Origin of the sequence: Archangium sp., assembly GCF_036277355.1 — a bacterium.
Classification (GTDB): domain Bacteria; phylum Myxococcota; class Myxococcia; order Myxococcales; family Myxococcaceae; genus Archangium.
The window spans coordinates 1-18,568 of record NZ_DASUNC010000004.1 but is presented as its reverse complement, the minus strand read 5'-3'; the positions used below and the strand labels follow the sequence as shown (position 1 = coordinate 18,568).

Annotated in this window: 16 protein-coding genes; 9 read left to right on the top strand and 7 right to left on the bottom strand. The window is 69.1% G+C overall.

The genetic code is table 11. The features are described 5' to 3' along the window. Window positions 1-2: 2 nt before the first annotated feature. Both VFZ09_RS00480 and VFZ09_RS00475 read right to left on the bottom strand, forming a co-directional pair. The gene (locus tag VFZ09_RS00480) at window positions 3-1,730 is read right to left on the bottom strand and encodes a GYF domain-containing protein (RefSeq protein ID WP_329725435.1); all 1,728 of its coding nucleotides are present in this window, start codon (window positions 1,728-1,730) and stop codon (window positions 3-5) included. Window positions 1,731-1,926: 196 nt separating this feature from the next. Continuing rightward, a complete protein-coding gene (locus tag VFZ09_RS00475) occupies window positions 1,927-2,223 on the bottom strand; it encodes a hypothetical protein (protein ID WP_329725434.1) in 297 nt (98 codons plus the stop codon). A 166-nt stretch (window positions 2,224-2,389) separates the two neighbouring features. Here VFZ09_RS00475 and VFZ09_RS00470 point away from each other — a divergent pair, with 166 nt between their 5' ends. The 4 genes from VFZ09_RS00470 (at window position 2,390) to VFZ09_RS00455 (ending at window position 7,767) form a co-directional block, all read left to right on the top strand. Next, window positions 2,390-2,575 carry a hypothetical protein gene (locus VFZ09_RS00470; protein ID WP_329725433.1) on the top strand — a complete coding sequence of 62 codons (186 nt, stop codon included), beginning with the start codon at window positions 2,390-2,392 and terminating at the stop codon, window positions 2,573-2,575. 88 nt (window positions 2,576-2,663) lie between these two features. Next, on the top strand, window positions 2,664-3,029 hold the full coding sequence (locus VFZ09_RS00465; RefSeq protein ID WP_329725432.1) for a response regulator transcription factor: 366 nt from the start codon (window positions 2,664-2,666) through the stop codon (window positions 3,027-3,029). A 37-nt stretch (window positions 3,030-3,066) separates the two neighbouring features. Continuing rightward, a complete protein-coding gene (locus VFZ09_RS00460) occupies window positions 3,067-6,033 on the top strand; it encodes a chemotaxis protein CheB (protein ID WP_329725431.1) in 2,967 nt (988 codons plus the stop codon). A 78-nt stretch (window positions 6,034-6,111) separates the two neighbouring features. Next, window positions 6,112-7,767, top strand: a complete 1,656-nt coding sequence (locus VFZ09_RS00455; protein WP_329725430.1) for a hybrid sensor histidine kinase/response regulator — start codon at window positions 6,112-6,114, stop codon at window positions 7,765-7,767. Between the two features lie 160 nt (window positions 7,768-7,927). On the opposite strand, the gene VFZ09_RS00450 is transcribed toward VFZ09_RS00455, so the two are convergent. Then, entirely contained in the window at window positions 7,928-8,260 is a 333-nt protein-coding gene (locus VFZ09_RS00450; RefSeq protein WP_329725429.1) for an HPF/RaiA family ribosome-associated protein, read from the bottom strand. Between the two features lie 288 nt (window positions 8,261-8,548). On the opposite strand from VFZ09_RS00450, the gene VFZ09_RS00445 reads away from it, so the two are divergent. Next, window positions 8,549-9,463, top strand: coding sequence for a DUF72 domain-containing protein (locus VFZ09_RS00445; protein WP_329725428.1), 915 nt, complete (start codon window positions 8,549-8,551; stop codon window positions 9,461-9,463). A 27-nt stretch (window positions 9,464-9,490) separates the two neighbouring features. On the opposite strand, the gene VFZ09_RS00440 is transcribed toward VFZ09_RS00445, so the two are convergent. From VFZ09_RS00440 to VFZ09_RS00430, 3 genes are all read right to left on the bottom strand, one after another. Further along, entirely contained in the window at window positions 9,491-10,099 is a 609-nt protein-coding gene (locus tag VFZ09_RS00440; protein WP_329725427.1) for an imm11 family protein, read from the bottom strand. Between the two features lie 105 nt (window positions 10,100-10,204). Further along, window positions 10,205-10,750, bottom strand: coding sequence for an imm11 family protein (locus VFZ09_RS00435; RefSeq protein WP_329725426.1), 546 nt, complete (start codon window positions 10,748-10,750; stop codon window positions 10,205-10,207). Window positions 10,751-10,809: 59 nt separating this feature from the next. After that, a complete protein-coding gene (locus VFZ09_RS00430) occupies window positions 10,810-12,174 on the bottom strand; it encodes an AHH domain-containing protein (protein WP_329725425.1) in 1,365 nt (454 codons plus the stop codon). A 300-nt stretch (window positions 12,175-12,474) separates the two neighbouring features. Here VFZ09_RS00430 and VFZ09_RS00425 point away from each other — a divergent pair, with 300 nt between their 5' ends. The 4 genes from VFZ09_RS00425 to VFZ09_RS00410 all read left to right on the top strand — a co-directional run bounded on the left by VFZ09_RS00425 (window position 12,475) and on the right by VFZ09_RS00410 (window position 17,497). Then, on the top strand, window positions 12,475-13,368 hold the full coding sequence (locus VFZ09_RS00425; RefSeq protein ID WP_329725479.1) for a DUF2381 family protein: 894 nt from the start codon (window positions 12,475-12,477) through the stop codon (window positions 13,366-13,368). A 12-nt stretch (window positions 13,369-13,380) separates the two neighbouring features. Further along, the gene (locus VFZ09_RS00420) at window positions 13,381-15,192 is read left to right on the top strand and encodes a serine/threonine-protein kinase (RefSeq protein ID WP_329725424.1); all 1,812 of its coding nucleotides are present in this window, start codon (window positions 13,381-13,383) and stop codon (window positions 15,190-15,192) included. A gap of 113 nt (window positions 15,193-15,305) precedes the next feature. Beyond that, window positions 15,306-16,763: a type I restriction enzyme endonuclease domain-containing protein gene (locus tag VFZ09_RS00415; protein ID WP_329725423.1), complete on the top strand. Its 1,458-nt coding sequence runs from the start codon at window positions 15,306-15,308 to the stop codon at window positions 16,761-16,763. A gap of 23 nt (window positions 16,764-16,786) precedes the next feature. Further along, entirely contained in the window at window positions 16,787-17,497 is a 711-nt protein-coding gene (locus tag VFZ09_RS00410; RefSeq protein WP_329725422.1) for a SprT family zinc-dependent metalloprotease, read from the top strand. A 3-nt stretch (window positions 17,498-17,500) separates the two neighbouring features. Here the strand turns inward: VFZ09_RS00410 and VFZ09_RS00405 are convergent, their stop codons facing one another. Further along, a complete protein-coding gene (locus tag VFZ09_RS00405) occupies window positions 17,501-17,647 on the bottom strand; it encodes a hypothetical protein (protein ID WP_329725421.1) in 147 nt (48 codons plus the stop codon). Between the last annotated feature and the right edge of the window lie 921 nt (window positions 17,648-18,568).

The following is an 18,568-nucleotide window of genomic DNA, read 5'->3' as shown; positions in this document are numbered from 1 at the left end:
GCTCAGTAGGTGAACGGGAAGCGCACGGGCTCGCGGCTCTGCACGCGGTGCTGCGGGAACTTCCACGAGCGCACCTGGCCCTCGATGCAGCGGGCGAACGGCGTACCCTCGAGGCCCTCCGTCTCCAGGAGGGCATCCACGGCGTCACCCGTGGGCAGCACGCGCCAGCGCACCACGAACCGGTCCTTGCCCGAGTCCGACATCCGCGCGGGCGAGTGCGTCGTGATGCAGGCGAGGATGGCGTCCTTGTGCGAGCCCACCACCTGCACCACGTCCGAGGTGGAGAGCGTCTCGGGCAGGTCCTTGCCCGGCTCGGGCGGGATATAGACGTTGCGCTTCCCGCGCGGGTCCTCCGGCTTGAACTTCGGCGCGCTCGGCGACAAGCCGAGCTCCTCCTCGAACTTCTTGTCGAGCGCATCGTCGAAGTCGAGGGGATCCGCGGACTTCACCTTCACCGGATTGGCCGGTGCGGGCGGCGGCTGCGGGTTGCTCCGCGGAGCCGGCTCGACGGCACGCGGCACGCGCACCTCCGGGGCAGCCGGGGCCACGACGGCGGGCTTCGGCTTCTCGGGCTGCGGCGCCGGCGCGACAGCCTTCACCACCGGCTTCTCGGGCACCGGCGTCACGGTGGCGGGCTGAGGCGCCGGCGTGACGGCCTTCACCACCGGGGCCGGAGTCTGCGCCACCGGGGCTGAAGTCACAGGAGCCTGCGCCACCGGGGCCGGAGCCTGCTGCACCACGGGAGCTGGAGCCACCGGAGCTGGAGCTGGAGCCTGCACCACCGGAGCTGGAGCCACCACCACGGGCGCGGGCGCGGGCACGGCGGCCGGAGCCACGGAGGGAGCCTCCTGCCGCGGAGCCACCTGCTCCGGAGCGCCACGGTTCTGGGTCAGCAGGAGCAGCGCACCCGCGACGATGCCCACGGCCGCCGAGCCGATGAGCACCCCGGCCAGGACGCCCTTCCCCCGCTGAGCGGGCTCGGGCGCGGGAGGCGCGATGGGCGCGGCCATCATGGGCACCGGCTGGACCGGAACCGGCGCGAGCAGACCCGCCGTCGCCACCACCGGCTGCACGACGGGCACGGGCGCGGGAGCCACCACGGGCGCGGTCGGCACGTCGAGCATCGCCGAGCGCGCCTCCTCCTTCGCCTGCTCCTTCGCATCCTTCATCTGCCGCAGCCACACCTCCTCTTCCTCGACGAGCGAGTGCAGCGCCGAGACGACCTTCTTCCCGGAGCCGGACTCCTTCTCGGAGGCCGGAGCCGTGGACACCGCCGCGTCCGCGGCCACCGTGGGCAGCCCCGCGATGGTCAGCGAGGCCACGAGCTCCGGAACGCTGGACAGCGGCCGCCAGGTGCTCCACGCCTCGCACCAGAAGAGGGTGTCGGGGCTGAGCTCGCCCTGGTGCCACAGCTCGCGCAGCCGCTCGAGACGGTACGGGCCCGCCGGCTGGCCGTGCCGCTCCGCGTACCACTCCATGGCGCCCACGGGCACCGGCGTGGCCGCGGCCCTTCCCGCGCCGGACACCTCGGCGGACGTCTCCAGCGCCGGTGGCCCGAAGAGCGCACCGTCGAAGATGGCGTCCAGATCATCCGGGCGCACCTCGCGCAGGGCCGACTGGACGCTGGCCGGTGCCGTCTCGGCGGAATCAGGCGAGAGCCGCGGAGGCTGAGCCCCGCTCCCCGCCCGAGAAAGAAGATGGCCCTCGACGCTCGAATGGTTCCCGTCCACACGCCCTCCTACCAGCCCCCGCTGTCCCGACGTTGGGGCAGCTCGAAGCTCAACCTAAGGACGTCCGAGACCCCAGCCAGGATTCACGCCCCCGCGTACGAGTGTTTTCTTTCACTTCCGAGCGATTGCACCGCGAGAAAGTTCTGCGCCTGACGCAGCCAAATCCCTCACAGGCGAAAACCCCTGGACACCCGGACTACGGCGTTTCCGTGGATGGGCACGGAAGGTGTGTGAGCAATTCCGCCCCGTCCCTCTCCGGGTCGAGCAACACCACATCCGAGAGCGCTCCCGCGCGCCGGAGCTGAACACTCACGCGCCCCACGGGGCACCACCCCAGACACCCGGTGAGATCCACGCGCACGGCCTCGCCCCGCGCCGCCAGCGTGGCGCGGATGCGGCGCGGCAGGTCCACCCCTCCGGCGCTCGTCTCCAGCCGCATCAGGCAGCGGTGACAGACCTGGGCCCGCGTCTCCTGAGCGCTCGTCTCCTCCATGGGCTCTCCTCGTCTCCACTCCTCCACAACCCGCGCTGTCCGTCGAGGGATTCGAGCACGCCCGGCCGTGTGCGGAGCAGGCGGCGGAGCGTCGCTCCACCCCGCGTCCCCCCTTGAGATGCACACCCTTCCAGGGACAGGTACCACGGTCCAAGGAGACCCGTTCATGGAAGGGGACGTCCCGCGTCTCTCGAGTGGCACTCCCTCCCTCGCCGAGACGCACGCGCGCATGATGCCGCACCAGGGGCCCCATGGACTGCTGGAGCTGCTCACGCACACGCGCTCCGGCTCCCCGCTGGCGCAGCGCGAGTTCCTCCAGGGGCTGTACCCGATGCCATGGTCCAGGAGCTGATGGACATGCTCGAGCCCTTCGCCCAGGAGGCCATCGAGCCCGAGCGCACCACGCGCTTCGGGCGCTCGCGCAAACCGGGAGGGCGCAAATGAGCCGCATCCTCATCGTCGAGGACGAAGAGGTCCTCACGGACTCCCTCCAGGACATCCTCGAGGGCGAGGGCCACCAGGTGCTCACCGCCCGCAATGGCATGGATGCGCTCGACACGCTCGAGCACGAGCCGCTGGACCTGGTGCTGCTCGACCTGATGCTGCCCCTGGTGGACGGCCTCCAGGTGCTCGAGGCCCTGCGGCGGGACACGCCTGCCACGGCGGTGCTCGTCGTCACCTCCTGCGGCCGCGAGGCGCTCAAGGGGCAACCCGTCCAGGGCTTCCTGCGCAAACCCTTCTCCCTGGAGGCGCTGCTCCGCGCGGTGAAGAACGTGCTGACCCCGGCTTCCCCTGTCCCGAGGTGATAGAAGCGGTGCCCGCGGCCGTGTGACGAGGGAGCCCGTGAGCAAGAAACCATCCGCCAGGAAGCACCGGAGCGCTCCCCGGGGGGGCGAGGTGGAACGGATTGCCCTCCTGGATCGCTTCCCCGTGGTGGGCATCGGCGCCTCCGCCGGAGGACTGCCCGCCCTCCAGGCCCTGCTCGAGTCCCTGCCCTCCGACACCGGGATGGCCTTCATCATCGTGCAGCACCTCTCGCCCGACCACGAGAGCCTCCTGCCCTCCCTGCTGGCCCTGCGCACCTCCATGCCCGTGCTCGAGGCCCGGGAGGGACTGGCGCTCACGCCGGACCACGTCTACGTCGGCCCACCGGGCATCCGGCTGACCCTCGAGCGGGACACCCTGCACCTGGGCCGGGCCCGCTCCTCCCGGGGCCCGCCTCGCATCATCGACGAGCTCCTGGGCTCCCTGGCGGAATCGGCGCCCGGCCGCGCCATCGGGGTCATCCTCTCCGGCACGGGCACCGACGGCACCCGCGGCCTGCGGGCCATCCGGAACGCCGGGGGAACCACCTTCGCCCAGGAGCCCGCCTCGGCGGGCTTCGACGCCATGCCTCGCAGCGCCATCCACGCGGACGCCGTGGACCACGTGCTGCCTCCCGAGGGCATCGCGGCGGCACTGGCCCGGCTCGCCCATGGCCCCCGTGCGGCCCTCGCACCGCCTGCGTCCTCCGACATGTCCGAGCAGGACCTGTCCCGCATCTTCCACCTGCTGCGCACCCGGACGGGCGTGGACTTCTCCCACTACAAGCCCAGCACCATCCACCGGCGCCTGGGCCAGCGGATGCGCCTGCGGCGCACGGACCGCCTCGCCGACTATGCCCGCTACCTGGAGGAATACCCCGAGGAGTGCGAGGCGCTCGGACAGGATCTGCTCATCCACGTGACGAGCTTCTTCCGGGACCCGGAGACCTTCGAGAGCCTGAAGCAGCACGTCCTCCCCGAGCGCTTCCGCGGCCGGTCCCCCGGCAACCCCTTCCGCCTCTGGGTGCCGGGCTGCTCCACCGGGGAGGAGGTCTACTCGCTGCTCATCTGCCTGCTGGAGTACCTCGGCGAGGACGTCGCCACCACGTCCATCCAGGCGTTCGGCACCGACTTGAGCGAGCCGGCCCTCGTCCAGGCCCGCGCCGCCTTCTACCCCGAGTCCATCACCGCCGACCTCTCCCCCGAGCGGCTGCGCCGCTTCTTCGTGCGCACCGAGGGCGGCTACCGCATCCACAAGTCCCTGCGGGACCTGTGCATCTTCGCGCGGCAGAACGTGGTGGCGGACCCGCCCTTCTCGCGGATGGACCTCATCAGCTGCCGCAACGTCCTCATCTACCTGGACCCGGTGCTGCAGAAGAGGGTGCTGCCCATCTTCCACTACGCCCTCAACCCCGAGGGCTTCCTCCTGCTGGGAAGCTCCGAGACCGTGGGCGCCTCGGCGGACCTCTTCTCCCTGGTGGACCGGCGCCACAAGCTCTACCGCAAGAAGTCCATCTCCTACCGGCCCTCCCTCTCCTTCACCTACCGGGAGCCCCTGCCCGAGCGGCACGAGGACGAGCCCCCCCCGCCCCGGCGCGGCGCACCGGAGCACAATCCCCAGCGGGAGGCGGACCGGCTCGTCCTCGCCTCGTACGGGCCCCCGGGCGTCATCATCAACGACGCACTGGAGATCCTCCACTTCCGCGGGCACACGGGCCCCTACCTCGAGCCCCTGCCCGGGGCCGCGAGCCTGAACCTGCTGAAGATGGCGCGAGAGGGCCTGGCGCTGGAGTTGCGCTCGGCCATCCGCGAGGTGCAGCGGGGCACCAGCCGGGTCCGCAAGGAGCAGGTGCGGGTGTCCGGACGCGAGGGCGAGCGGCGCATCAACCTCGAGGTGAACCTGCTGCAGGCCTCCTCGAGCACCCGGGAGCACTACTACCTCGTCCTCTTCGAGGAGGCCCCGGAGCCCCCCGCCTCCGCCCCGCCCCGCGGGGCCAGGGCCCAGGCGCCAGGTGGCCCGCGTGCCACCACCCGCCAGGAGGTGGAGCGGCTGCGCGAGGAGCTGCGCACCGCCCGCCAGCATCTGCAGACCCTGTTGCAGGAGCAGGAGACCACCTCCGAGCAGCTGCGCGCCGCCCACGAGGAGGCCCAGTCCACCAACGAGGAGCTCCAATCCACCAACGAGGAGCTGGAGACGGCCAAGGAGGAGTTGCAGTCCACCAACGAGGAGCTCACCACCCTCAACGAGGAGCTGCAGAACCGCAATACCGACCTCAGCCAGCTCAACAGCGACCTGAACAACCTGCTGGGCAGCACGCAGATCGCCACCGTCATGCTGGGGGACGACCTGCGCATCCGCCGCTTCACCCCCATGGCGCACGAGGTGCTCGGGCTCACCGCCGGGGACGTGGGCCGCTCGCTGCGCGACCTGCACTTCCCCCTCGAGCTGCCCGACCTGGAGCGCGCCGTCTCCCAGGTCACCGGCCAGCTGCTCCCCTTCGAGCGGGAGGTGCGCGCCCGCGACGGGCATTGGTACTCGCTGCGGCTGCGCCCCTACAAGACGCTGGACAACAAACTCGACGGCGTCGTGATGACGCTGCTGGACATCGACCGGCTCAAGCACAGCCTCGACGAGGCCCACCAGGCCGGCGAGTACGCGCAAGCCCTCGTGGAGACGATGCGCGAGCCCTTCCTGGTGCTCGACAGCCACCTCCAGGTGCTCGCCGCCAACCCCGCCTTCTACGCGGCCTTCCAGGTGACGGAGGCGCGCACCGTGGGTCAGCCCATCTACCAGCTCGGCAATGGCCAGTGGGACATTCCCCAGCTGCGGCTGTTGCTGGAGGAGATCCTCCCGCGCAACACCCGGCTGCACGACTTCGTGGTGGAGCACGGCTTCGAACAGCTCGGCCACCGGCGCATGCTGCTCAACGCCCGGAGGATCTCCGGCCAGGAGTTGGGTACACAACGCATCCTGCTCTCCATCACGGACGTCACCGGTCAGACATAAACCCTGACAGCGGCGGGGGGGGGGTGGGTGGTCCCGCCCCCCCTCTCGTGTTAAGGATTGCCGCTCACCGGAGTCTCCATGTCAGAGTTTGCAAGCCTTTCCCGGGCCGAGCTGGCGCGGGCGCTGGAATCCCTGGACTCCACGCCCCTGGCGGCCGACGAGCTCAAGCACCTGCTCCGGGAGCTGCAACGCCACCAGCTCGAGCTGGAGATGCAGAACCGCGAGCTCCGGGAGACCCAGCAGGCCCTGGAGGAGTCACGCGGCCGCTACGTGGACCTCTACGACTTCGCCCCCATGGCCTGCGTGAGCCTGGATGGCCGGGCCTGCATCCGCGAGCTCAACCTCACCGGCGCCAGCCTGCTGCGGCGCGAGCGCCCCCAGCTGCTCGGCCAGCCCTTCACCCCCTTCGTGGAGCCCCAGGACCTGGGCCGCTTCCTCCAGCACGTGCGCCAGTGCCTCCTGGGCGACACGCTGAGCACGGAGCTGACGCTGCGGGTGGGCAAGGACCGGCGCCTGGTGCGGCTGCACAGCGCGCCCTTCGATGGGGGGGAGCCCCACGGCCACCTGTGCCGCACGGCCCTGCTCGACATCACCGAGCTGCGCCAGATGCAGCTGCGGCTGAGCCTCACCGAGCGGCTGGCCACCGTGGGCACGCTCGCGGCCGGCGTGGCCCATGAAATCAACAATCCGCTCACCTTCGTCCTCGGCAGCCTCCAGCTCGCCGCGCGCCGGCTGCTCAGCCCCTCCGGCTCCGGAACGGAGAAGCTCGATGCCCTTCTCAAATACCTGGCGGATGCCCGCGTGGGCGCCGAGCGCATCCAGAACATCGTGCGGGACCTCGGCACCTTCTCCCACCCGGATGAGCGCCCCCCGGCGCCCCTCGACGTGCGGCAGGTGCTCGAGCTGTCCGTGAAGATGGCCCTGGGGGAGTTGCGCCACCGGGCCCGGCTGGTGCGCGAGTACGGGCCCGTCCCGGACGTGCTCGCGGATGGCTCCCGGCTGGGCCAGGTGTTCCTCAACCTGCTGGTGAACGCGGCCCAGGCCATCCCGGAGGGACACGCGGCGGACCATGAAATCCGCCTGCGCACCTGGGCCGAGGAGCGCACGGTCTGCGTCGAGGTGCGGGACACGGGACAGGGCATCCCCCCGGAGCTGCTCGGCCGCGTCTTCGATCCCTTCTTCACCACCAGGGCGGTGGGAAAGGGAATCGGGCTCGGCCTGTCCATCAGCCATGGCCTGGTGACGGCGCTCGGGGGCGAGCTCAGCGTGGAGAGCGAGGTGGGACGGGGCAGCGTGTTCCGCGTCCGCCTTCCCATGGCACCAGCCAGGAGCGCGGCGTCTCCCACACCGCCGCGCCAGGAAGTCCTTCGCCGGGGACGGCTCCTCATCGTGGACGACGAGCCCCTGCTCGCGCGGACCCTCCAGATGCTGCTGGAGCCGCAGCACGACGTCACGGTGCTCCATGATGCACGCGAGGCATTGGGACACCTGCGCAACGGCACCCCCTACGACGTCATCCTCTGTGATGTCATGATGGCGGAGATGACCGGGGAGCAGTTCTACGAAGAGGTCTCGCGCACCGCTCCCGAGCAGACCTTCCGGATCATCTTCATGACGGGCGGCGCCTTCACCCAGACCGCCCGCGACTTCCTGGCGCGAGTGCCCAACGCCCGCATCCTCAAGCCCTTCCATGCGGAGGAGCTCGACAAGCTGCTCGCCCCGCTCCTCCGGTAGCCGCTCCCCCGTCTGCTCGCTGCCGCGCTGCTCACCGGGTGCGGGCCCCAGGGCCGGTGCGAGGGCACCGTGGGCGGTACCCCCATCCAGGGCGGGCTCGATGGCGTCCCGGGCGACGGCCCGGCGTACGACGGACCCCCCCTGACCGCCACGACGGACTTCAACGGTGGGCGCGAAGACCCTCGGCGTAGTGCTGCAGCTGACGCCGGGCGGCATCGAAGGCGTCGTTCACGGCCTGGTAGGCGTCCTCGTGCGAGACCTTCTCACCGGGGTCGCGGTCGACCACGATGTTCTTGCCGGGGACGTGCAGGTCCAGGCGGACGTGGAAATGCTTGCCCTGCTGATGATGCCGGTGCGGCTCTTCCACCACCACGTGGCAGCCAGTGATGCCGTCGAAGAACTGCTCGAGCTTGTCCGCGTTGTCGCGGATGTGCTCCGAGAGGGCATCGCTGGGGCTCATTCCACGGAAGGTGATCTGCAGGTTACGCTTCATCTTCGGCCTCGTGATTGGCTCCCCGTTGGAGCCGTCGTGACGCCCACTCTCCATTGCATACGGAGCGCCAACGCCCCGCCCACGGGAAAACAGGGGGTTGGCGCGAGCCCGGGATGCAGCCTTTGCGGAAGACCCTCGGCGGGCGCGCAGCCTTTGCGGAAGGCCCTCGGACGCATACCTGGAGTCACGGGCGCTACACGCCCAGGGGAACCCCGGGAGGGCGGCCGAGCGGGCACGTGATGCGGCGCGGCGGAACCGTTCCCATGGTGATCCGCTGGAGGTGTGTGCGTGATTCGCATCGGCCCCGCGGGATGGTGCTACGACGACTGGGCGGGCGTGGTGTACCCGAAGCCGAAGCCGAGGGGGTTCGACCCGTTGGCCTTCCTGGCGGGGTACTTCGACGCGCTGGAGCTGAACACCAGCTTCTACGGGCCCATCAGCCGCCGCAACGCGGAGCTCTGGGTGCAACGCACCGAGTTCAACCGGGACTTCCGCTTCACCGCGAAGCTGTGGAAGCGCTTCACGCACGAGCGGGACGCGGTGTGGACGGCGGACGACGTGCGCCAGACGCGCGAGGGGCTGGATGCCCTCCACGAGGCGGGGAAGCTGGGAGCGGTGCTGATGCAGTTCCCCTGGTCGTTCCGACACACGGAGGAGAACCGGGACTGGCTGGACGCGCTGGTGACGGCGTTCTCCGGCTGGCCGCTGGTGCTGGAGGTGAGGCACGAGTCGTGGAACGTGCCGGACGTGTTCGCGGAGCTGGCGGAGCGGGGCGTGGGGTTCGTGAACATCGACCAGCCGCTGTTCCAGGATTCGCTGGGCCCGAGCGCGCGGGTGACGTCGCCGGTGGGGTACGTGCGGGTGCACGGGCGCAACTACCGCAACTGGTTCCGCCAGACGGCGAGCGCGATGGAGCGCTACGACTACCTGTACCCGGCGAAGGAGCTGAAGCCCTGGGCCGAGCGGACGAAGGAGATGGCCAAGCACCCGCGGGTGGGTGACGTGTACGTGGTGACGAACAACCACGTGCGGGGCAAGGGCGTGGCCAACGCGATGATGCTGCAGACGATGCTCACGGGCCGGAAGGTGCACGCGCCCGAGGCCCTGCTGCGCGAGTACCGAGACACGCTGGAGCCCTACGTGCTGCCCCCGGAGACGGAGCGGGAACCCCCCGAGCCGCCCGGCGCCAGCCCCGCGGGGTGACGGGACGGGACACGAGAGGGCGTAGGCTCAGACTTCGAGGAACTTGATGCCAGTGATGCCCTCTTCCTCCATGGCTGTCTTGACGTACTCGGAGACGATGAGCACCACCAGCCAGCCCCAGGGGCGGAAGATGTGGGCGCCCCCTATCTTCTCCGGGTCCACCTTCAACCCTCGGACGTTCTGGTATTCGCCTATCCTGTCTGGCTCCCCATCCTCTGGCCCCCAATAGAACACCTCGTCACACCGGGCGTCGTCAATGCACCGGATGACCTGCAGCGCATTGAGGATGAACCAGGGCTCCGTCTGTCCCTCCACCTCCACCGGGATGAACTGCACCTCCTTCTGGAGCCCCAGACGCTCGAAGAGCGAGACGACCCGCCGGTGGACGATGGGAATTCCCATGGCCTCGCTGAATTCGAGCGCGATGCCGACCGGTTTCATGGTCAAGCGGATCGGCTCATCGACCTCCAGGCCCCTCCCTTCGTTGAATCTCCAGGTGTCGAAAAACTCGCGCTCATCGTCATCCTCACACGAGCCCGAATCCCCTCCATCCTTGAAGAAAGGAAATCTCAAGTTCCAGCGCCCCGGGATGGACATATCATCATATAATTTGAAATACCTTCCTTGCACGGTCATGGACTCCTCGTGGCCAGCTTATTGAGTGTGGAATTACCAGCGCCATCAGCATCCACACGCAGAGGGCGTGCGTGACTGTCGGCTTCATGTGCGGCTCCTGCTCCGTCAGACCTCGAGGAATTTGATGCCGGTGATGCCCTCGGCCTCCATCGCTTGCTTGACGTGCTCGGAGACGATGAGCACCACCAGCCAGCCCCAGGGGCGGAAGATGTGGGCGCCCCCTATCTTCTCAACGTCCACCCGCAGCCCCGCGACGTCGCGGTACTGGCCCACCTTGTCCGGGCGGTTGTCCTCCGGCTGCCAGGAGAGCACCTCTTCACACCGGGCATCGTCGATGCACCGGATGACTCGCAAGGCATTGAGGATGAACCAGGGCTCCGTCTGTCCCTCCACTTCCACCGGGATGAATTGCACCTCCTTCTGGAGCCCCAAACGCTCGAAGAGCGAGACCACCCGCTGGTGGACGATGGGAATCCCCATGGCCTCGCTGAATTCGAGCGCGATGCCGACCGGTTTCATGGTCAAGCGGATCGGCTCATCGACCTCCAGGCCCCTCCCTTCGTTGAATCGCCAGGTGTCGAACAACTCGCGCTCATCGTCATCCTCACGCGAGCCCGAGTCCCCTCCATCCTTGAAGAGAGGAAATCTCAAGTCCCAGCGCCCTGGAATCGACATATCATCATATAATTTGAAATACCTTCCTTGCACGGTCATGGATTCCTCGTGGCCAGCTTGTTGAGTGTGGAGCCAGGCGTACAGACTTCCCCTGCAATCCTGTCGAGCTCATCCACGAGCTTCGCTCGACATTCGGCGCGGGTCCTACAGGTTCCAAGCACCGCCCCCAATCGCTCGAAAATCCTACGGTGGTACGCCTCGGGATGCGGTCCCTTGTGGTCTCGCAGGTAGACGATGTTCGCCGGGTCCTCCAGGCTCATCCCCGCCTTTTCGAAGAGTTTCTCGAACCGGGGCGTCCAAGGTCCACCACTGTTCTCCGAGATGTCATTCTTGTTGGTGCACAGGTGGTGGCGATGGTGGCCGTCCTGCCCCGACTCCGCACACGCTCCCGACGTCCGCGCCGCGCTCGCCGCCGACGTCACCGCCGCCGTCGCCGTGCTCCCCGTCACCCCCATCAGCACCACCGTCCCGTCCGCCACGCTCACCTGCGCCCTCGTCCCCGCTCCCACCCTCAAGCCGCCTCTCAGGCCTCCTCCCGCCAGGGCCAGGCGCGGCGGTGACACACTCGCCCACAGCCCTCCCTTCGGCACCTCCGGCAACCCTCGCGCCAGCTTCGCCCCCGCCACCGTCACCAACACCCTCAGCCCCACCCCTCCCAGCGCCTTGCCGAAGCGCTCGGCCACCGCCTCCAGCTCCTCCCTCGTCCTCGCCCCTTCCGCCTCCTGGTACAGCCTCAGGCACGCCTGCCCCACGTTGGAGAGCTCCGCCGCGCTGTACGTCAGCAGCAGCGCCACCGTGATTGCTCCCACCCACGCCTTGCTCAGCACTGGCTCCGGTGCCGCCCACGCCACCATGTACAGCACCAGCGTCGTCCCCACCGACAGCACCACCGCCGGCGAGCTGAACAACTCCAGCGCCGCCTCCCTCACTCCCTCCCCCATGTAGCGCGGCGAGAGCTTCATCGCCTGGAACCACCTGGCACTCTCCAGCGAGCCCCTCAGCCCCACCAGCGGCGCGCCCAACAGCGCCTCGTACTCCTCCCTCACCCGCCTCTCCAGCGCCGAGGGCCGGGTGTCCTCCGGTGGCACCAGGCCCGCCATCGTCCGCGTGTGCGCCTCCGGCAGCAGCCTCGGCCCTGCCCTCGGCTTCGCCTCCTTGAACTCGCCTTCCAGTGCCTCCACCACCTCGCGCGCCTCCTCCACCCTCCACAACCCCAGCCCAGGGTCCGGCTCCAACCTCTTGAACGTCAGCCTCAGCCCCTGCCCCGCCTCGCCCTGGTACCCGCTCACCCCCACCGGCTCCAACACCGGCAAGCCCGCTTCGGCTCCCGCCGGTGCCGCCAGGAGCGCCCACGGCACCAGCAGCAACATGTAGACGGTGTGCGTGACTCCCTGCTTCATGTGCGGCTCCTCCGGCCCTTGGGATTCCAGGGATGGCGGCGGCAAGTGTCCCGCACCTCGGAGGTGGGCAGCCAGCACCGACCCAGGCCCGGAGCCCCCACCCTCTCCTCCACCAGAGCCCTTCGACCTTACCCAGAAATTGAAGGGCCTCTCCGAGAGAGAAAGGGCCCTCGGAGGGAAGGGGAGCCCAGGCCCAGCGGCGGCCGGTGAGGACGCGCTTCGCGTGGGTGCGTCCGCACGGTAGATGCTGGCCGCGCTGGCTGGGACATCTGCTAGGGTGGACCGGAGAGGTCATCCACCCTGGCACTACTATCACCCCTCGCCCCGCTCGTTCTCATCGCCCTGACCCTTGGGACCCCCTCTGCGGCCCAGACCCAGCCCCCTGCCCGCGAGCGGCAGGAGCGGCAAGTCGTCGTCCCCGCTCCCGGTGAGCCTGCGCCAGAGGTGCGGGTGGCGGCCAACACCCTCACCCTCTTCCGCTTCGGGGCCTCCATCGACAGGGCCTCGGTGGAGGTGGAGGGGCGGGCGACGCGATTCAAGCTGGTGGACCCTGGGGAGTACACCCTCGCGCTCGAGCCCTCCGTCGAGCCGGCCCCCGGAGAGCGCCTCATCGTGCGGGTGCGCTACAAGGACGGAGGCACCCCGGCGTACGCCACCCTCGCGCTCGTCTCCCACCCCACGCTGGTGGACAAGGAAGTGGAGGTGGTGCGCCGCCCGCGCACCGTCGAGGCGCTGGAGGCCAGGCTGTCCCACGTGGAAGCCGAGCTCGTCTCCCTCAAGGCCCAGTGCGCGCAGAGCGGACTTCCCCACCTCGCCTTCTCCGGGGTGCTCGACTCGAAGGGTGTCCGCGCCACGCCCTTCTTCGGGAAGCCGGCTCCCGGCTACAAGGGCGGCCTCGAGCCGGGGCGCGGCACCGGCTACCGAGGCACTCGCTGGGCCATGGTGGTTGTCAAGGTGCGCAACCTCCCGGGACAGCCCGCCTGGACGCCCGGTGCGGCACGGCTCACCAGCGTGAAGGGGACGCCGGTGAAGGTGCTCTCGGTGCACATGGAGAAGCCCCTGCTCCAGCCGGGGGAGTCCGCCCTGGTGGCCGTCATGGTGGAGCCCCCCGCCTCCAACGAGGTCCTCTTCCAGCTCGAGTTGGTGGACACCGAGGGCGGGCGGCTCCTGCCCATCACCAAGGTTCAACTCTAGGAAGGCCGGCCCATGACGACGGAAGCCCAACACCCGGACCACCTTCAACCCGGCCACTCAGTGGGGCCCTGGCGCATCGTCGAGGTGCTGGGCCGCGGGGGTTCCTCCCGGGTTTTCAAGGTGGAGCGCGACGGCCAGCCCTACTCCATGAAGATGGCGCTGCTCCCCCTCACCCAATCCACGGAAGAGCTCACGGAAGAGCAGTATGTGGAGGAGACGAGCGTCTACCGGCGCCTGGCGCGCGAGGCCGCGACCCTCTTCACCTACTCCTCCCACCCCAACCTGCTGCGCGTGTACGCGGTGGACTTCTGGCCCCACCCCACCAAGGGCTACCCGTTCATCATCACTGATTTCATCGACGGGGAAACCTGGCACCAGAGGCGCTGGCGCAAGCCCCCTCACGCCATTGAGGTGGTGAACATCTTCTCCAGTGTGGTGCGCACCGTGGGGGTGCTGCACGCACGCGGTGTGCTCCACCGGGATTTGAAGGCGGAGAACATCCTCATCCGAAGAAAGGACGGCCGGCCGTTCGTCATTGATTTTGGCACCGCGCGCATTCCCGGAGCCCTGACGAAGACGCTGGGCCTGCCCGAGGGCGTCCTCCACCTGGTGCCCCCCGAGCTCCTGGCCTACACGCGCACCGAGGCGTGGAAGCGGGGTGAGCCCTTCCAAGGCGGGGTGCCCGTGGACCTGTACGCACTGGGCGTGCTGCTCTACCAGGCCCTCACGGACAGGCACCCCTTCGACCCGGAGCTGCCGGACAAGGAGCTGCTGGCCGCCATCGCCGCCGTCCCGCCGGCCGCGCCCCACCTGCTCAACCCCCTGGTGCCGCGCTCCCTCAGCGACATCGCCATGAAGTTGCTGGAGAAGCGGCCAGAGGACCGCTACCCCAACACCGAGGCCCTGCTCGAGGCCCTGGAGCAGGCCATCGAGAAGCAGAGAAAGTCCCCCGCATGGAAGGTGCCCCTCACCGCGCCGGACAGCCCGGCAGAGGCGCTGTCCAAGCAAACGGAACAGGAGCAGGTGGCCCAGCCCCAGCAAGCAGCACCTGCGGGTGAAGCAGCTCCGCCTCCAGAGGATACGAGGCCGCCGGAGGGCGCTCGCGAGGATGCTCCCGCCCAGGAGCGCCGCACGTGGCGCGTGGGGCGCCTCGCCCTGGTGGGCCTGCTCCTCCTCGCCGGCCTGTTGCTTGCCTCATGGCTGGTGCGATCCACACTCGCGCCCCCCCACATGCCGGAGTCCATCGCATCCGGCTCCCCCGAGAAAGGAAGTGCGCCCGTGCCCCCTCTCACCACGCCCCAGGACTCGACTCCCTCCAACCGCTCACGCTTCGGAGTCCTCACCGTGTGGCTGTGCACCGCTGCAGGCCTGGGCTGTCCCGCCGCCCAGGTGAGGCCGGAGCCAGAGGACTGCCCCGCCGAGGCCCGGCACAACATGTTCGAGGTGCTGAAGCTCAATGAGGGCATGGAGCTCCAGGCCATCGTCGACATCCACCAGCCTGGGGGCCCGTGGGAGGATGGCACCTACCGCGACGGCCCCATCGTCGGCCGCGTGGTGCAGCGCGACTGGTCCCCACCAGAATTGCCTGGTGGCACGCTCTTGTACGGGAGGCTCTGGACAGGCCCTGGGATTCAGAACCGGAATGGGGAGGAGGCCGTGCTGGGGCGCTACACCGAGGCGCTGCTGCCGGACGGCCGCAGGCTGCCGGTGTGCATCGTCCTGGGCGGGCCGGAGGGGCGCTGGCACAAGCTACCCGGCTCCGAGCCCGGGGCCGTTCGACTAGAGCTGGAGTTACCGGTGGCAGCCGTCTGGCGCTGGCCGTGAGTTGTTACACACCCTCAGCAGGCCAAGACCGTCCATGAGTTGGGTCTTACGGAATGAGTCTTGGATGATTGCGGCGCAGCCGTTCTGTTGGTGCATTTGATCGACCTCCAGGCATGGGGGTCATCACCAACCCAAAAGCAAGAACATCCAGGAGCCTGTCGGCGAATCGGCCAGAGGTCCTGCTCGAGCACTACACCCGCTTCATCCAGCCCAACGGCTTCAAGGCCCAGGTGGTGGCCGTCAACCGCGACACCGCCATCACCTACAAGGACACGCTCGACACGCTCAACGCCCCCGAGTCCGCGCTCCTCTTCACCGCCGGCCACAACGAGGGCGCGCGCTACCAGAAGCACGCCACCACCAGACAGCAACAGGCGCGCCTCATCGAGCGGTTCCTCGACCCCAGGGACCCGCTCCGCCTGCTGGTGGTCTGCGACATGCTGCTCACGGGCTTCGATGCCCCCATCGAGCAGGTCATGTACCTGGACAAGCCCCTGCGCGAGCACAACCTCCTGCAGGCCATCGCCCGCGTCAATCGCAAGGCGGACGGGAAGAAGTACGGGCTCGTCGTGGACTACTGGGGCGTGTCCGGGGCGCTCCACGAGGCGCTCGCCATCTTCTCGCCCTCGGACGTGAAGGGCGCCCTGCAACCGAAGCTGGACGAGCTGCCCCGCCTCCAGACCCGCCACCAGGCCGCGATGCGCCTCTTCCAGAAGGTGAAGGACCCGGATGACCTCGAGGCGTGTGTCGCCCTCCTGGAGCCCGAGGACGTCCGCGCCACGTTCGACCTGGCCTTCCGGGCGTTCTCCGAGTCGCTCGACATGCTCCTGCCCGACCCGCGGGCGCTGCCCTACGTGGATGACCTGCGCTGGCTCGGGAAGATTCGCGCCGCCGCCCGGGCCCGCTTCCGCGACAGGAGCCTGGACCTCGCCGACTGCGGCGCGAAGGTGCGCCAGCTCATCGAGGAGTCCGTCATCGCCGAGGGCATCCAGATCCTCGTGAAGGAAGTCTCCCTCTTCGGCAGGGAGCTCGAGGAGAAGCTCGAGGCGCTGAAGACCCCCGAGGCGAGGGCCAGCGAGATGGAGCACGCCCTCCGGCATGAAATCCACGTCAGGCTGGAGGAGAACCCGGCCTTCTACACGTCCCTGCGCGAGCGGCTGGAGCAGCTCATCGCGGACCGGAAGCTCCAGCGCATCGACGACGCACGGCAGCTGGAGCTCCTCCAGGGCTTGCGTGCCGAGGCGCGCGACGAGCAGGGTGCCGCCCAGAAGGCCGGCCTGAGCGACTTCGCGTTCGCCATCTACGGCGTGTTGGAGGAGGGCCCCCTTCCCCAGGCCGGGGAGCCGGACATCGTCTACGACGAGTCCCGGAAGGCGCTGGCGTCCATCATCCAGGAGGCCATCGACCCGAGCACCGACATCATCGACTGGGCCACCAAGGAGGACGTGCAGCGGGAGATGCGCCAGAGCATCAAGAAGCGGCTCCGGGCCGCCCGGTTCGGAGAGCCCGCGAAGGTGGAGGCGGCGACGGCGAGAATCATGGACCTCGCGCGGGCCCGGAGGAAGCGGTGAGCGGAGGGGAGGAGCGCTCGGAGGTGCAATGGGGGACCACACGGATTGCCTACGGCATCCGCAGGAGCACCCGGCGCCGGACCGTGGCCCTGAGCGTCACGCCGCCGGGGCAGATCATCCTCACCGCGCCCCGGGACACCCCGGTCGAGCGGCTCGATGCGGTGGTGCAGGCCAAGGCGAAGTGGATCACCTCCCGCCTGCGCCTCGTGCGGCCCGCCGAGCCGAGACCGGGCCCCCGGGAGTTCGTCGGGGGAGAGACCTTCCTCTACCTGGGGAGGCAGTACCGGCTGGAGGTCCGCCGTGGGGGTGCGGCCCCGGAGGTCCGGCTCGAGCGCGGCCGGCTGCGCGTGGGAGTCCCCGGAGCCCTCAGCGGGGAGGCGCGGGCGGGAGCAGTCCGGGAAGCGCTCTCCGCGTGGTACCGGGCGCACGCCCGGGAACGGCTGACCGAGCGGGTGATGGGGTGGGCACAGCGGGCCGGTGTGCCCGAGCCCCGGGTGCTCGTCCGCGAGCAGGAGAAGCGCTGGGGGAGCTGCGGTGCCGGGGTGGTGCGCTTCAACTGGCGCATCATCCAGGCGCCGATGCGGTTGGTGGACTACGTGGTGGCCCACGAAATCATCCACCTCACCCATGACGACCATGGGCGGGAGTTCTGGGCGGCGCTGGGGCGGTTGCTTCCGGATTACGAAGCGAGACGGGAGCGGCTCCGCATGGAGGGGCCGCGGCTCGTCTGGTGAACCTCACTGCCTGGCGAGGATGCGCCCTTCTCCATCAACGGCGTACTCCGCGCCCCCATCCGTGATGATGGCGCCAGGAGCACACCGCGACAGGTCCGGGGTGAAGCGCACGAAGAAGATGTTGTTGTCGTTGGGCTGCCAGATCGACACATGGAACGTTTCCCGAAGGGAGAGACACCGAGCCACGAGGTCGTCCCCCTTCCGCGGCGCCGTTCCGGGTGGCAGGAAATCATTCAGGGCTGCTTCGAGCGCCACCACCGAAGGACCCTCGAGGTGGAAGCCCTTCTCATATGAATCTGGAAACCGCACCCTGGCGGCCACTTCCGGAGGTGCCCATTCCGGCTTCTTGTAGAAGCCATACCTGAGAAGTGAGCAACCCGTCAGGGTCATCAAACAACAGGGGACCACGAAGAAGGTCCATTTCATGGATGTCCCCCTCCAACAGCTCGTTTTCCACTCAAGGCAGCCAATCCCGCCCCTCCAGCATCTCAATGTCTCCAGCATGAGTTGGCGATCCCAGATCCGGCCGGTGCTCGGGTCAACGAACCGCACGGGCAGCCAGTGCGCTCGGGTACTCATGTCCTTCTTCGAGAACTGGCGACCATGCGGATGGGTATGAGCGCCCCCAAGGATGACAACATCCCTACGCCTGATGGCCCGAGCGCCAGTGTAACAATCTCCGCTCAGCAGGTCACCTCCTCGTCCGCGCATGGCGCTCCATGCGCTCGCGCCAGTCCCTCCTCGACTCCTCTCTCACCCAGCTCTACCGCTCCGCAGAGCGCCACCGCTCCTGAGCCACCACCTCACGGATAGCCATTGGCTCAACCCCCTTGGGTTCCCCGGTGGTCCGCGGACGTGATGGCTTGACGCGGCCGTCCACGTTTCCATGTAGTCCTGAACAACGGCCGCCTGTTCGAGGCCCGCAGGAGACGGGACGCCCTCTCCAGCAGCCTCACCAGTGGGGACTCCCGGTACACAGCACTGCACGCGATGCGGGGGCAGCTACCGCCGCCCTACCAGCGGGCCTTCGACGAAGTGCGGCAGGCCCTGCTACAGCGGCACTTCGCCCCG